General features: G+C 36.8%; 10 protein-coding genes. All 10 read left to right on the top strand.

Going from position 1 to position 17,073, the window contains the following annotated elements; translation table 11 throughout:
- Positions 1-39: 39 nt before the first annotated feature.
- On the top strand, positions 40-498 hold the full coding sequence (ssb, locus tag ACXACQ_RS03895; RefSeq protein WP_474974614.1) for a single-stranded DNA-binding protein: 459 nt from the start codon (positions 40-42) through the stop codon (positions 496-498).
- A gap of 38 nt (positions 499-536) precedes the next feature.
- Positions 537-1,880: a gliding motility-associated protein GldE gene (gene gldE, locus ACXACQ_RS03890; protein WP_474975038.1), complete on the top strand. Its 1,344-nt coding sequence runs from the start codon at positions 537-539 to the stop codon at positions 1,878-1,880.
- Complete coding sequence (gene gldD, locus ACXACQ_RS03885) at positions 1,852-2,454, top strand: gliding motility lipoprotein GldD (RefSeq protein WP_474974613.1); 603 nt, start codon at positions 1,852-1,854, stop codon at positions 2,452-2,454. Before gldE ends, gldD begins: the two co-directional genes overlap by 29 nt.
- Before the next feature lie 68 nt (positions 2,455-2,522).
- Positions 2,523-4,619: an ATP-dependent DNA helicase RecG gene (gene recG / locus ACXACQ_RS03880; RefSeq protein ID WP_474974612.1), complete on the top strand. Its 2,097-nt coding sequence runs from the start codon at positions 2,523-2,525 to the stop codon at positions 4,617-4,619.
- Positions 4,620-4,676: 57 nt separating this feature from the next.
- On the top strand, positions 4,677-5,438 hold the full coding sequence (tpiA, locus tag ACXACQ_RS03875) for a triose-phosphate isomerase (RefSeq protein WP_474974611.1): 762 nt from the start codon (positions 4,677-4,679) through the stop codon (positions 5,436-5,438).
- A gap of 6 nt (positions 5,439-5,444) precedes the next feature.
- Entirely contained in the window at positions 5,445-6,290 is an 846-nt protein-coding gene (gene prmA / locus ACXACQ_RS03870) for a 50S ribosomal protein L11 methyltransferase (RefSeq protein WP_474974610.1), read from the top strand.
- Between the two features lie 123 nt (positions 6,291-6,413).
- Positions 6,414-11,186 carry a hypothetical protein gene (locus tag ACXACQ_RS03865; protein ID WP_474974609.1) on the top strand — a complete coding sequence of 1,591 codons (4,773 nt, stop codon included), beginning with the start codon at positions 6,414-6,416 and terminating at the stop codon, positions 11,184-11,186.
- A gap of 99 nt (positions 11,187-11,285) precedes the next feature.
- Positions 11,286-11,936, top strand: coding sequence for a glycerol-3-phosphate 1-O-acyltransferase PlsY (plsY, locus tag ACXACQ_RS03860; RefSeq protein ID WP_474974608.1), 651 nt, complete (start codon positions 11,286-11,288; stop codon positions 11,934-11,936).
- 385 nt (positions 11,937-12,321) lie between these two features.
- Entirely contained in the window at positions 12,322-15,450 is a 3,129-nt protein-coding gene (locus ACXACQ_RS03855) for a SusC/RagA family TonB-linked outer membrane protein (RefSeq protein ID WP_474974607.1), read from the top strand.
- A gap of 14 nt (positions 15,451-15,464) precedes the next feature.
- A complete protein-coding gene (locus tag ACXACQ_RS03850) occupies positions 15,465-17,054 on the top strand; it encodes a SusD/RagB family nutrient-binding outer membrane lipoprotein (RefSeq protein WP_474974606.1) in 1,590 nt (529 codons plus the stop codon).
- Positions 17,055-17,073 lie beyond the last annotated feature (19 nt).

The raw sequence follows: 17,073 nt of genomic DNA, 5'->3' as shown, positions 1-17,073 counted from the left end.
GAAACATTCTTACTTTTGCTGAAAGTGTAAATTAATAATATGTCAGGAGTAAATAAAGTTATAATAGTAGGAAGATTAGGAAAAGATCCAGAAGTTAGGCATTTAGAAAGTGGCGCATCAGTAGCCAATTTCCCTGTGGCAACTTCTGAGACATATAAAGATAGACAAACAGGTGAGCGTAGAGAACAAACGGAGTGGCATAATGTAGTGCTCTGGCGTGGCCTTGCAGATATAGCTGATAAATACCTTAATAAGGGAGATATGATCTATATTGAGGGAAAACTACGTACACGATCTTGGGAAAAAGATGGAATAACTAGGTATACAACTGAAATTGTAGGAGATAATATGACCATGCTTGGATCTAAAGGCAGTGGTATGGAAGGAGGAAACAGTGGTGGTGGAATGTCATCAGGTGGAGCAATGGGCGGATCTTCTTCAAGCCAGTCTTCTGCTGATATTTCTATGGATGATGATACTGATGATCTTCCATTCTAATTTATTTTTTGTTAAATCTAGATAAGTAATTGGAAAGCATAGACGAACCTCCGAGTCAGATTTTATTAACTGCATTATTTAGCGAACAGGTGTGGGTATACCTTGCCAGTGGATTAACGCTGTTTATACTCATTGTTCTCTCAGCAATTATAAGTGGCTCAGAGGTAGCTTTTTTTTCATTGTCAGCAAAGGAAATTACTGATTGCAAAGAAAGCTCCCTCCCTTCTGATAAGCGGATAGTAACGCTTATAAAAAAACCTCAACAATTATTAGCTACCATTTTAATAGTTAACAATTTTGTTAATGTCGCCTTCGTAACTCTTTCTACGTTTGTGATGTGGGAAATTGTAGGCTCTAAAACTACTGAAGGTAAGGCTGTAGTAGTATTGACATTTGTAACTACGGTAGTTATTGTCTTTTTTGGAGAAATTTTACCCAAAGTATATGCTACTCCAAATAATCTACAGTTTGCCAGGTTAGCCTCATCTTTATTAAGAGTAGCTACAGCTATTTTTTCTCCTTTATCCATTGTGTTAATGTCTATATCTAATGTTATAGAAAAGAGGTTTCACAAAAAAGGGTATGATATATCAGTAGAAGAGCTTCATCATGCATTGGAGTTAACCACTACCGATGAGGAAACCACTGATGAGGAGAAAGACATTCTAAAGGGAATTGTAAATTTTGGTACGCTTTCAGTAAAGCAAGTGATGCGATCGAGAATGGACATTACTGCTTTTGATATTGAAATGGATTTCCATGAGCTTATGGATAAAATTAATAAATCAGGTTTTTCCAGAATACCTGTTTATGCAGAAACCATTGATAAAATTGAAGGTGTACTATATATAAAAGACCTACTGCCCTATGTGGATAATGATGAAAACTTCGAATGGAAGACATTATTAAGACAAGGGTTTTATGTGCCCGAAAATAAAAAAATTGATGCTTTGCTGAGAGATTTTCAGGAAAAGCGTGTGCACATGGCTATTGTAGTGGATGAGTACGGAGGCACTTCTGGGTTAATTACTTTAGAAGACATTATTGAAGAAATAGTAGGTGAAATTAATGATGAGTTTGATGATGATGATGTGGTTTATAGCCAAATGGATGATTTCACTTATGTGTTTGAAGGTAAAACCACATTAAACGATTTTTGTAAGATACTTGAAATAAATCCTCTTACTTTTGAAAAGGTAAAAGGAGAAAGTGAATCGCTGGGAGGGCTATTATTAGAAATAAATAATAAATTGCCTTCTGCTGGTGAAAAGATATATTTCGACCGCTACATATTTACAGTAGTAGCTGTAGATAATAAGAGAATAAAAAAAGTGCGTGTTTTAATAAAGGCAAATGAAGAAGAGGGCGAAACTACTGACTAGTTTATGTTTAGTTGGCTTTACAATGTTGTTAGGATGTGAAAATACCTATATTCCCAAACCCAAGGGATATAACAGGTTTGACTTGCCTCCTCATGAATATCAAACGCTGGCTGATACACTACCCTACTCTTTTGAGTTTTCAAAACATGCTAAAATTTTAAGAGATACTTCGTGGATTTCTGATCGTTTCTGGATTGAAATATATTATCCAGAGTATAAGGCAGATGTTAACATTACTTACAAAGTGGTGGATAACCTTGATTCTTTAAAGGGCTATCTTCACGATGCTTATTTCTTAACCGCTAAGCATCAGATTAAGGCTTCGGCTATTAACGAAACCATTACTAAAACACCTTTAGGCAAAACAGTAGTTTATGCTGAACTAGAAGGTGATGTGCCAAGCCAATTTCAGTTTTTTACTACCGATTCTGTTAAAAACTTCTTTAGAGGAGCATTATACTTTAATACAGAAGTTCAGAATGACTCCTTAAGACCAGCCATTGAATATGTAAAGTATGACATTGTGCATATGATGAATACATTAAAATGGAATGATAGGGTTAATATAGAATAAGCTCATTAATATAGTGGTGGTTTTTGTGCCGCTATGTTTTTGTTTTCATTAGCATATTCTTTTTTCGCATGCAACAAAGCTTCTTCGATACTAAAATAGAGTTCTTAAAAGGCGTTGGTCCGCAAAAGGCAACCCTTTTGAATAAAGAGCTAAATATATTTACCTATGGAGACTTGGTGCAACATTACCCTTTCCGGTACGAAGATAGAACCCAGTTTTATGATATTCGTGACCTGAATGGGAATATGCCCAATGTTCAGATAAAAGGACGAATCAGGCACATTGAAACTATTGGTGCGGCTCGTAAAAAAAGGCTGGTAGTTCATTTTAAGGACGATACTGGAGAGATAGAGTTAGTCTGGTTTAAGGGTATTGACTGGATTTTAAAAAAGCTACAGCCGGGAGTAGAATACTTAGTTTTTGGTAAGCCAAATACGTTTGGATCGAAAGTAAGTATTGCTCACCCAGAAATAGAATTGCTGGCTCAGCAGAAAGAAGGGGAAAGTTACCTGCACCCTGTTTATGCCACTACGGAGTTACTAAAGAAAAAATACCTTGACTCCAAGGCCATAAGTAAACTTCAAAGAACATTATTATTACAGGCTCAGGATAAAATTCATGAAACATTGCCTGATAATATTCGGTCTGATTACAAATTAGTATCGAAGAAACACGCTTTAATAAGCATACATTTTCCTAAAGACCATAATGGTTTACAAAAGTCATTATTTAGGTTAAAATTTGAAGAGCTATTTTATGTGCAGCTGAGGTTGTTAAAGCTGAAAATAGCTCGCTTTGATAAATTTAAAGGCGCTGTTTTTCACAATACAGAACTGCTCACACAGTTTTATAATGACTACCTCCCCTTTCCTTTAACTGGAGCTCAAAAGCGAGTGATTAAAGAGATATATGGAGACATGAAATCTGGTCAGCAGATGAACAGGTTGCTACAGGGCGATGTGGGAAGTGGTAAGACCATAGTGGCTTTTATTTGTATGTTGCTGGTGGTAGGTTCTGGTAGCCAGTGTGCTATGATGGCTCCTACCGAAATTTTGGCCACTCAGCATTATCAGGGACTAAAAGATTTTGCTGAGAAGATGGGCATTACCATAGCACTACTAACAGGCTCAACTAAAAAGAAAGAACGAAAAGTTATACATGAGGCACTGCTCAGCGGTGAACTCCATATTTTAGTAGGTACGCATGCTCTTCTTGAAGATGTAGTTCAGTTTAAATCTTTAGGATTAGCTGTGGTAGATGAGCAGCATCGTTTTGGTGTGGCTCAGCGCTCTAAATTATGGCAAAAAAATAAGTCATTTTACCCACATGTATTGGTAATGACTGCAACGCCAATTCCCAGAACATTAGCCATGACTCTGTATGGAGATTTGGATGTTTCGGTAATTGATGAGTTACCCGCTGGTAGAAAACCGATTAAAACCGTACATCGTTATGATGCCAATCGACTGCGTGTTAATGGTTTTATGAAAGAGCAACTGGACCTCGGCCGGCAAGTCTATGTTGTTTATCCTTTAATTGAGGAGTCTGAAAAGCTTGACTTAAAACACCTGATGGATGGCTACGAGAGCATTGAGCGTGCTTTTCCGGGGGTGCAAATTAGTGTGGTGCATGGTAAAATGAAGCCGGATGCTAAGGATTTTGAGATGCAGCGTTTCTTAAATAAAGAGACAAAAATTATGGTGGCTACCACAGTAATTGAAGTGGGGGTAAATGTGCCAAATGCCTCGGTAATGGTTATTGAAAATGCCGAGCGATTTGGTTTAGCTCAGCTACACCAGTTGCGTGGGCGGGTAGGCCGAGGAGCCGAACAATCTTATTGTATCTTAATGACTGATTATAAGCTCAGTAAAGACGGGCGAGTGAGAATTGATACTATGGTAAGAACTAATAATGGTTTTGAAATAGCAGACATGGATTTGAAATTGAGAGGGCCAGGAGATTTAATGGGGACACAGCAAAGTGGGGTGCTCGATCTCTTAATAGCAGACTTAGGCAAAGATGGAGCTATCTTGCAGGCTGCTAGAGACGCGGCTTCAGCATTGCTAAATGCTGACCCTGAACTTTCAAAACCAGAAAATAGAAATATTAAAAGGCAGGTTGATTCCATGAAAAAAATGGCTATCAACTGGAGTAGAATTAGCTAATATTCTAAATAGATTATAAATATTATCTTTGTATTTCAATATAAAAAGATCAACTAAATGCGACAAAAAATAGTAGCAGGAAACTGGAAAATGAATAATACTTTAGGCGAAGGTTTAAAGTTGACTTCAGAAATAGTAAATATGGTCAATGATGAGGTAAGTGGTGATGTGAAAGTGATTTTAGCACCTCCGTTTCCTTATTTGACAAAAGTAGAAGGTTTGGTGAAAGATGCAGAGAAAATTTCTGTAGCAGCACAAAACTGTAACGAAAATGAAAGCGGTGCATATACTGGTGAAATTGCCGCGCCTATGATTGCTTCAGTAGGAGCTGAATATGTTATTTTGGGGCATAGCGAAAGAAGAGAATATTTTGCTGAGACCAATGAGCAGTTAGCCAAAAAAGTAGATATCGTACTGAAAAATGGTCTTAAGCCAATTTTTTGCTGTGGAGAATCTCTTGAAGTTAGAGAAAATGGTTTATTCAAGGAGTTTGTTAGCAATCAAATAGAAGAGAGCCTTTTTCATTTGCACGAAGATGAGTTGAAGAAAGTAGTAATAGCTTACGAACCCATCTGGGCTATAGGAACAGGAAAAACAGCATCTACAGATCAAGCTCAAGAAATGCATGCTGTAATTCGTGAATTATTGGCAGAAAGATATGGTGCTGATGTGGCAGAGAGCATTTCTATTTTATACGGAGGTAGCTGTAAGCCAGGTAATGCTCCTGAATTATTTGCTTGTAAAGATGTAGACGGAGGACTTATTGGTGGTGCATCATTAAAGTCTCGCGATTTCTTAGATATTATTAAGTCGTTTTAAGCGTAGATGGGAAGAGGAGCAGACTTTATAGGGGTTAGATTTGTTTGTGAAGAACCCTTTACTGAAATATTAGTAGCTGAGCTCGGTGAGCTCGGCTATAATTCCATGATGGAGACTGAAGATGGAATAGAAGGTTATATTGATAAGGATGATTTCATTGAAAACGATGTTAAAGAGTTACTAGAGCGTTATCAGTCCGTGGCCAATATTACCTACTCTTGGGAACAAGTAGTAAGTCGAAATTGGAATGAAGAGTGGGAGAAGAATTACGATCCTATAAATGTGGATGGTCAATGTTTAGTAAGAGCAACCTTTCATCAACCAGATCCTTCTTTTCCTTATGAAATTATTATAAACCCCAGAATGTCTTTTGGAACAGGCCACCATGCCACTACTTACCTAATGCTTAAAACGCAGATGGAAATAGACCACAAAGGCAAGCGAGTTTTAGATGCGGGTTGTGGTACAGCAATTTTGGCCGTGATGGCTGCAAAATTAGGTGCAGAGGAGATACTTGGATACGATAATAATTCTTGGAGTACTGATAATGCTCCTGAAAATGTAGAGCTTAATGGCTGTACAAATATTACCATTCAGGAGGGAATCATATCCACTATAGATATCGAGGGAGAATATGATATTATATTGGCAAATATTAATAAAAATGTTCTTCTTGAAGAGGTAAGTGAATATGTGAAATACCTTAAACCTGAAGGGTATTTAGTGTTGAGTGGGTTTTATGAACACGATAGCGATGATATATTAAACGTTGCAGTGCAAAGTGGATTGAAAGAGATGGGCCGAAAAGAAAGAAATAACTGGATGGCTATCAAATTTCAAAAAACTCAATAATCGTTAATTTTTTTAAATCAGTTCGTGTTACTAATATCATTCATAAATGTATTGCTTTCAGTATATTACAGTTCTGAGTAGATATAATCAAATATGTGGATAAGAGTGCGTTACCTGTTGTTTGTGGCTTTATTTATCAGTTTCAATGTTTTTTCTCAAAATCAAACTGAAGAAGTAAGTCAGGATACTTTGAGAAATTTGTTGAACGATGCAAATGCCAAACAAGTACTTGGAATAAGTAATGAGTTTCAAATGGCTTGGGTGAAACTTCCTGCTGATCAGCAAGATAAAATCATTAAACAGGTAGCTCTCATTTTAAATACCCCTACCATTAATAAGCAAACACGAACTGCTTATTTTGATGCTGTGGCACAAGGAGCTAATGCATCTCAAGAAGGTTTGACGCATATGTCAAACTATATAGAGGTTACCAATAAAGTTTTGGAACACTACTCTCCGGCCCAAATCCTCAGTTATTTTGAAAAAATGAATGTTTTTTTCAAAGAGCGTAGTCTTTTTTATGCCAACTCTAACAAACTACGGGTGGTTGGTGGTAATTATACCCTTGAATACGTAGAGCTGGCAGAACCTGAGCCAGACATCATTTATACAGAGCCTGAAGTAGAAGAGGAAGAATCTGACGATTATTTTGATGATTGGGATGATGAGCCTACAGATGATGATTGGAATACCGAATGGGAAGATGAACCTGAAGATGATTATCTGGAAGATGAACAAATGGTGGATGCCATTAGAGGTGAGGTAGATATGCCAATAATAGAGGGGCCTGTAATAAAATTTACTGATATTGAACTCAACTTTGTAACTCCTTATGATTCTGTTTTTGTTCAGTCTACTGCAGGTACATTTGCGCTAATACCCGGACAGTTTATCGGGGATGGGGGGCGTTTTGATTGGAGCATGGCTGGGCTAAGTGCAGATTCTGTTTATGCAGAATTTAACCAATATGCTTTAGATGTACGCAAGCCTATACTGAAGGTGGAGGGTGCCAAGCTTAATTATAAAGGTAAACTTAAAGAACCTGTAGAAGGAGTTTTTGAATATAGAAGTTCAAAGCACGATACCACTACTGACGCTCATTACCCTAAGTTTATATCTTATTATAATAATATTATTCTCAATAGCTGGGGGCCAGACATGAGTTATATGGGTGGTTTTTCTATGAATGGAAGCAAAATAAATAGCGCCTCCATTATGGACGGGGAGGCTATTATATATGCCAATCATAATGATGAGCGTAGATTTAAAGCGCGTTCACACCTCTTTAATTTTGAAGATTCTGTGGTAACAGCTAAGCGAGCTGCAATAGTCATATACCAAGGTATGGACTCTATTCATCACCCGGCAGTACGCTTTAGGTATGATTATAAGAATAAGAACCTTGTACTACAAAAAGATAAGGGCGGTTTTAGAAATACCGCTTTTACAGCTACATATTTTAATATAGATTTTACTGCAGATATAATCAGGTGGGACTTAAACTCAGATAGTTTAAATGCTTCAATAATGGATGCTCGTAGAATTGTACCTGCCTATTTTGAGTCTACGGACCATTATAATTATGAAGATTACCGTGGGTTAGGAGATGACATTTACCCATTTAACCCCTTAGCAATTGTAGTTTCTTATTCTCAGAAAAAACATGTTCAGGAGTTTTATATCGATGAACTAGCCAGATATACTAAAAGGGACACCAAGGTGCTCAACGGTGCTATGATGTTTTTGGCCCAGAAAGGATTGATTGGTTATGATGCTAAGAAGGGCTACGTAACCATGAAAAGCAAAGCGAGGCACTTATATAACTCTAGGTTTGGACGAAAAGATTATGATAACATAATAATTACTTCAGTAATACATAATGAGCCTAACAGTACTATCAACTTTGCTGATAACTATATGAAAGTTAGAGGAGTAGAGTTTTTTAAAGTAAGTGATTCTTTAAATGTGGTTATTGAACCTGATAGCAGTGAGATTACTATTCAAAAGGACAGAGGAATTTTATTTAATGGAAAAATTACTGCCGGTAATTTTGAATACACCGGTACGGATTTCCGATTTAAGTATGATAGCTTTCTTATTAATATGGATAAGATTAACTCTATCCAGTTTTACGTTCAGGAAGAGAACAGCCGTGGAGTAAAACTCAGAAAGAAGGTAGATAATAATATGGTGGCCGTTCCTGAAGATTCATTAGGAGATGACTCGGGTGCTACATTGGGTACATTATATATTAATAGACCTAATAATAAATCTAGCAAAATAAGAGATACTAATTACCCTAAGTTTAATGCTGGGCAAGGTGCTGTAGTATATTTTGACAAGCAAGATGTACTAGGAGGTGCCTATAATAGAGCATTGAAATTTGAAGTTCCACCCTTTGATATTGATAGTTTGGGAGGTGAAGACCCTTCTTCTATTGAGTTTGAAGGTAAGTTTCAGTCAGGAGGTATATTTCCTGAATTTGAAGAGCGGCTCGGGATCATGAAAGATAACTCCATGGGTTTTGAGCATAATGTTCCTTCGGAAGGGTACCAGCTTTATCATCAGGATGCAAAATTTTATAACCACCTGAAGCTTGATAAAAAGGGATTGCAGGGTAACGGTAAAGTAGAGCATTATACTAGTGATTTAGTAGCTGAGGAATTTATCTTTTACCCTGATTCTGTGGTGACTCAAAATGGTGATTATATGGACACCAAAGAAATGGAGCATAATGGTGTTATATACCCGCAGTTTTCTGCTAAGAATTATAAAATGAAGTGGCTGCCACTTCAGGATAGTATGCACATTAGTAATAACGATGCACCGCTTGATTTTTATAATGAAACCGCTTCATTAGATGGGACAGCCACAGTTACAGGAACCGGTGTTTATGGTAAAGGACTTTTGGATACTAGGCATTCTGAGGCAAAATCAGATAATATTAACTTTCAACATGATCGTTTTTCAGCTCGTCATGCAGATTTTAAACTAAAATCTGATAACCCAGAAAAACCTGCAATGGCGGCTAATGATGTGCTCATTAGGTTTAATTTGGCCGAGAACTATGCTGTTATAAGACCAGAGGTTGAAGGAGAGGCGGCATTAGAATTTCCTTATGCTCAGTTTAAAACATCAATAACAGAAGCAAGGTGGGATTTAAATGAAGAAAAAATTACCATGAAGAAGCCTGATGATGTGCCTTTGGAGAGTTCTTACTTTTATACCACCAGAAAAGAACTAGACTCTTTAAGGTTTAATGCTACGGAGGCCGTCTATGATATTAAAACATCTGACCTAAAGGTGAGTGGTATACCTTATATTGTGGTGGCAGATGCTAAAATCACACCAGATAATAACGAAGTGTTGATCTTAGAAAATTCTAAAATAGGCACCCTTACTAATACAACAATAGTTTTGGATACCTTAAATGGTTACCACACCCTTACGGATGGGGTAATTGATATTATTTCTAGAAATGAGTTTACCGGCTATGCCACATATAGTTTCGTAAATGCATTGAATGATACAGTGCCAGTAAGAATGGAAAACTTCCACCTAGAAGAGATTCCCGTTAAATCTGGTAGAAGAAAAGAAGTTTTAGAAAAACATACCGTGGCCAATGGTTCGGTAGGTGAAGAGCAAAATATCATTATCTCACCAGGAATGTTTTATAAAGGTGATATGATTCTATATGCTCACCGACCTGGTATGGAGCTTAGTGGATACATTAAATTGGATATTCACGAGGCAGGATACAATACTTGGATAGAGCACACTAGTACTGGAGAGCAAAAAGAAGTAATGATTGACTTCTCTAATGGAATTACCGAGGAAGGGCATATACTTGATGCTGGTATCATTTCTTCAATAGAAGATAATAGTCTGTACAATATATTTATTGAGGACAAACGTATTGAAGATGACGAATACTTTTTCAAGCCATCAGGTTTGCTTTTTTATAATAAGGAGAAGAACGAGTACGAAATAGCTGATACTAGCAAAGTTTCTGGAAACACTTTGGCTGGTCGTGTATATGCATATAATCAGGATACTAAAGATGTAAGGTTCGAAGGCCCTGCAACATTCATTAAGCCAACAGAGGATTTTGTGTTGAATAGTGCTGTGCTGGGTTCTGGTAATATGGATGAAGAGAAATTTGATCTTAATGCTTTAATGACTATCAACTTTGCTCCCGTTCCTAACCAGGCATTTGAAATTATGGCTGCGGATATTACCGATGTTATTACAAATTTAGGTGCGCCCGAAGGCCTTGGAGATCAGACAGAGTTGCTGTATAAATTAGCCGAAATTATAGGAGAGCGAGCTACCAGAGAGTATGAAAAACTGTCAAAGGAAGAACATGTGAATTTGGGTGGATTTGCTAAGGAGACTAGTACTCAAATGATGTTTTCTAATATTGATATGAAGTGGTCGCCAGAATATACCTGCTTTTACAGTGAAGGGAACTTGGGGCTTTCTAATATTTTACGAACAAATATTAATGCATCTCTAGAAGGATTTATGGAAGTAGGAAAAACCATTGATGGATTTCCGTTATTTAATTTATTTGTCAAAGCCTCCCCTGCATCTTGGTTCTTTTTTAGTTATGAAGATAACCAGTTGCTAGTTTACAGTTCTAATAACACTATCAATGAGGTCATAAACAAGAAAAGTAATGGTGCTAAAGCCAAAATAGGCGAATTAGTATTTGCTCCTGCTGATGAAACTGAAACTTTGAATTTTATAAACCGCTTTAGGTTGCAGTATTATGGCATCGATGATGTGTACAGTTTAGATGCAGAAATAGAGCAAGATGAAGTAGACTTGCCAGCTGATGGATTTGGTGGAGTAAGTGAACCTGAGGAGTCTTCTGATGACGATGATGGTTTTTAACCAGATTTTGGCAGCTCGATTTTTTTTATATCTTTGAACTTATACGTTAGAAAGTGAGTTTTATAGAACTTGCTTTAATTTTAAACCAAACTTTATAATATGATTGCAGCAATAGCTATAGGATTAATTTTGTCGTATTTCCTTGGATCCGTTCCCTCAGCAGTTTGGCTTGGTAAAGCTATTCATGGGGTTGATGTAAGAGAGCATGGCAGTGGTAATCCTGGAGCTACAAATACATTTCGAGTTTTAGGTAAAAGAGCGGGAATTATAGTAATGCTTGCAGACATAGCAAAAGGTATGGCTGCAACTTCATTAGCTGTGATTCTGATGAATTTGCAATTTATAGAAGCGCAAAACCTTGTAACATATAAACTTGTATTTGGAGTTGTAGCAGTAGTTGGGCACATATTCTCCGTATTTTTGAATTTTAAAGGAGGTAAAGGCGTAGCTACACTGTTAGGAATGATGATTGGCATTCAATACGAAGTAGCACTAGTTTGCATTGTGGTGTTTTTAATCACTCTACTCGTATCTAAGTACGTGTCGTTGTCATCTATTATAGGAGCGCTATCATTTCCTACACTATTACTATTTGTACCTAGGTTCAAAACTAATGAACCCTTGTTGGTTATATTCGGATTCTTCTTATTCATAGTAATTGTTTGGACTCACAACAAAAACATTAGGAGGATAATGGAAGGTGAAGAGAGTAAAACCTATCTGATTAAATCTCAAAAGAGAGACGATTAACATCATTCTAATCATAAGATATTGAAAGGCTGTCCATTAAGGATAGCCTTTTTTGTTTAGTAGTGATTTGTCTCTATAGGATATTGCGTAATAAATAGCTGGTTTTTTACTGAAAATGCATTTAATATATTGCTAAACGCTTTTTGTGTGAAATAAAATTTTCCACATAATGAAATTGCGTTTAAATTTAATCTAACTAATATTTATACTATTAAAATTGTTACTTGAATACAATTAAATTGTATTTAATGCTACTTATGCTTTACTCAATCGATTGATTATCAATCGATTGCAAAAAAAATAAAGGTTAAAATTTTAATCAATTTCTGTTTCTTTTTATAAATTGGTTGCTGCCTTAGATTAAATTTTAACCGAACAAAGCAAAATGAGAAAGATTTTACTAGTTAATCTATTTCTGATTTTTGCACTCTGCTCTGCAGAGCTGCAAGCTCAGTCTAGAACAGTCTCCGGTAAGGTTTCCTCCATTGAGGATGGATCACCTTTGCCTGGGGTTAATGTTATTTTGAAGGGAACTTCTAAAGGAACAGTTACTGATATTAATGGTAGCTATAGTTTAAGTGTTGATGGAGAAAAAACATTGGTTTTTTCCTTTATTGGACTAGCCACTGAAGAAGTTCAGGTAGGCAGCAGATCTGTTATTGATGTACAGATGTCTGCTGATGTGCAGCAATTGGGCGAAGTAGTAATTACTGCTGGTGGCCAAGAAGCTCGTAAAAAGGAAATGGGCTATAATTCCATGACCTTAAAAACGGATGAGTTGACAGTAGCGAAACCTGTGAATGCCGCTCAAGGACTTACAGGAAAAGTAGCGGGACTGCAAATAAACACTACTACAAGTGGTGTAAACCCTAACGTAAGGGTTGTTTTAAGAGGAAACCGCTCTTTAACGGGTAATAACGAAGCTTTAATTGTTATTGATAATGTAATTGTTCCTAATGATGTGCTAGGTACTTTAAATCCTCAAGATATTGAAGAGATGACAGTACTTAACGGGTCAAGTGCAGCGGCAATATATGGTTCTGCTGCTACCAATGGAGCTTTAATTATTACTACTAAGAAAGGTTCTTCAGGAAAACCTAAAGTAACCTTATCACACACGGTTAACCTAGAAAAGGTTAGTTTCTACCCTGAAATGCAAAATCAGTTTGGTTCTGGTTATGCTGGTGGTTACCCTCATCAATATGTTGCTTATGAAAACCAACAATACGGACCTGCATTTGATGGTTCTATGGTGCAAATAGGAAAGCCGTTGGAAAATGGAGATGTGCAAATGGTTCCTTATTCTCCTACTGATGCTAAAAAAGACTTCTGGGAGACAGGTGTTACTAACCAAACGGATTTCTCTATTTCTGGAGGTTCTGAGAAGTCAACACAATATCTATCGGTTCAATATCTAAAAAATAACGGTACTACCCCTGAAGATGAGTATACTCGAGCTTCATTTAGGTTAAATGGTACTCAAGAAATGGGCGATAATTTTGAGGTTACTTATAATGCAAATTATATCAGAAACAAATACGATATAACAACTGCAACATCTTCTATCTACGATAACTTGTTGCAAACTCCAGCTCATATTCCCTTAACAGACTATGAAGATTGGGAAAATAATGAGTTTGCTAACCCTGATGGATATTACAATGCTTATTATGATAACCCATACTGGACTATTGATAATAACAGAGAAAAAAGACAAGACAACTATTTTATAGGAAATCTTCAGTTAGATTACAACCCTTTAAAGTGGTTAGACTTAACTTACAGAATTGGTGTTACCTCTCGTACAAGAACTGCTAAGTTTGAATTTGGCAAGTTTACATTCTCTGATTACACCAAAGAAAATTGGACTAGTAAAACAGACATTGTTGGTGGAGTAAATGACAATAGTTTTTCATCTACTCAGGTATTATCCGATTTACAGGCTCATTTTAAAAAGTCTGTTGGAGATGACTGGTTCTTCGGTCTATTAGTAGGTAATCAGGTAAGAATAAATCAGTCTAAAGCTATAAGCATTGGTGGAACTGGTATTGCAACGCCTGGCTTATATAACATCAGTAATAGGTTGGGACAACCATCGGCAGCAGAAGGTAATTACGAAGCGAGACAAGTGGGAACTTATGGTCAGTTCAAAATTGGATTTAGAGACTATTTATTCTTAGAGGCAACAGGCCGAAATGACTGGGTTTCTATATTAGCGCCAGAGAATAGATCATTTTTCTACCCTGCAGTTAATGCATCATTCGTAGCTACTGATGCCATAGGAGCATTGCAGTCTAGCAATGTATTGGATTTACTAAAGCTAAGAGCTGGCTGGTCAAAAGTAGGCCAGGTTAACTTAGGTGATAGTGAAACAGACTTCGGAGCTTACGCTTTACAGGCTACATTTGGACCATCTAATGGCTTTCCATATGGAAGTTTGCCTGGGTACACTGTGGGGAACAGAATTGTTTCACCAAGTTTAAAGCCTGAGATTACAAAAGGCATAGAAGTAGGTACTGATTTCACATTGCTAGATGGAAGAATTGATGGTAGTTTAACTTACTATAAAACTAATACTACTGACCAAACAGTGCCTACAGGGGTAAGTACTTCTACTGGATATAGCAGCTACTTGCAAAATACAGGTGAGGTGAGTAATCAGGGAGTGGAAACACGTTTAACTGTAGGTGCCTACAGATCAGATAATGTAGAGGTTTCTTTTAGTGGTAATTATACTTATAATAACAATAAGGTAGAATCAATTAGTAGTGACTTAAGTCGACTGCAATTATCTTCTGGAGGACAGGCTCAAGTTTACGCTGTGGAGGGAGAATCGTTCCCAGTGCTGATAGGTACTGTTTATGAAAGAGATGATCAGGGAAGAATTATTGTAGATGCCGAAACAGGATATCCGTCTGCTTCTTCTACCCCGGTTAATTTAGGTAATACAGCTCCGAAGCACAGATTAGGTTTAACTGGTGAAGTAAAATATAAGCAATTCTCATTCTCAGTTTTATTTGAATATAGAGGTGGTTATAACATTCTGTATAACGGAGGAAGCAGTTATGACTTCTCTGGTTCATCAATCACAACAGCTTATTTTAATAGAGAAAGATTCGTGATTCCTAACTCTTCTTACGAAGACCCAGAAAACCCAGGAACTTATATTGAGAACACCAATATCACAGTTGAAGATGGTGGGTCAACTTTCTGGACTAGCGGTAGCTATAGAAGAAATATAGCTGAGAACTATGTAGTATCAGGTGATTATTGGAAGTTAAGAGAAGTGGCTATAAGATATACTTTCCCTTCTGCATTATTAAAAAAGACAAATTTTATAGAAAGTGCCAGCTTAACGCTACAAGGAAGAAACTTGTTTTTGTGGACTCCTAAATCCAACATTTATACAGACCCTGATTTTAACTTTAGTGATGGCAATGCTATAGGTATAGTTACGCTTTCTGCAACTCCGCCTACAAGATTTTATGGAGCTACTTTATCACTAACATTCTAAATGAGATTTTACTGATGAAAAAACTTAAATATATAATTTATGGAGTTCTGCTGATGGCAGTTACTTCCTGCGATGATTTTCTTGGGGATAATGAAAACCCAAACACTCCAACAGAGGCTTCACCAAATATTGTATTACCTAATGCATTAACTAGTACAGCTTCAGTAGTACGATCAATGAATTCTGCTGCAGGTTGGGTAATAGGTAATACCGTAAATGCTGGTGGTTTTGGTGGTTGGGGTGACGTTGTATATTATAACTATACAACAGGTAGTCATTCTGGGCAATGGGCCAGTGTGTATGATGATCTTAATAACTATAAATATATTCTAACACAATCAGAAGGAGAGCCAACACTAGCTTACTATCAGGGAGTGGCAATGATAATGATGGCTTATGATTATCAAATGTTAGTGGATTTTTATGGTGATGTACCTTATACCGATGCACTACAGGGAGTAGATAATTTGTCTCCTGCTTATACAGGACAAGAGGAAGTGTATCAAGACTTGGTTTTAAATTTAAATGAGGCTATTGAAATTCTTACAACTTCTGAGAGTGCTAATTCAATAGATGGAGTTGATGTGATTTTTAACGGGAATGTTAAAAAGTGGGCTCAGTTTGCTAATACACTTAAATTGAGGATGCTGATGAGGATGTCGGATGCAGCTGGCTTGTCATCATTTGTAGATATGCAATTTCAAAATTTCGATCTTTCTTTAGGTTTTATAGAAGACGATGTGCTCGTTAATCCGGGTTATGGGGCAGTAAATGGTCAACAAAACCCATACTGGGAAGCTTATGTACAAAATGCATCAGGTACAGCATCAAGCTCTGGAAGATCACAAATTCCTAGTATTTATATTTTTAGTTTCTATGATGGGACTAGAATTGATGATGCAGGAAGAGGTCAAGTTATTTATAGAGATTTTGATGACACGCCTGTAGGGCAGTTAGGAGAATTGACAGATAACCCTAACGCACCATCTTCTCCTAATCCAGCTTGGCTTATGACAAAAGAGGATGAAGTTCCCGAGAGTGATAGAGTAGGTGTGCTGAAAGGTGCTAACGCTGGTTCTCCTTTAATGCTTGTTGCAGAGGCAAAATTCTTAGAAGCTGAAGCGATACTCGAAAATAAATTGGCTATAGGTGGATCTGTGAAAGATGCGTTTAACGAAGGAATAAAATCTTCTTTCAAATACTTGTATAAAAACTCTTCAAATTCTGTACCTGCTAGATACAATATAGATTCATTATATGATGATTACTTAACGGCAAATGCATCTAATGTATTAGTAAATATAGATTCAGCAATTACTGCAGATCAAAAATTGGAAGCCATAATTACTCAGAAATATATAGCTCTTAATTTTGTTCATGCACAAGAGGCGTGGTCTGAGTTTAGAAGAACTGGTTATCCTTCTATTTCTGAAGGTTCAACCAATGCAGAGGAAACATTTGCTTCAATATTATCTACTTCTACTAGGGAAGATAAGCTTCCAATAAGGTTTTTATACCCTGATACGGAATTTCAATTGAATGGAGCTAATGTTCCTCCGGGCATTAATCAATTTACTTCTGCAATATTTTTTCAGAAAAACTAACCTCTAAACGCATTGATGG

Source organism: Fulvivirga sp. AWR4_260 (assembly GCF_056158185.1).
This window is presented reverse-complemented; position numbering and strand designations above follow the sequence as displayed.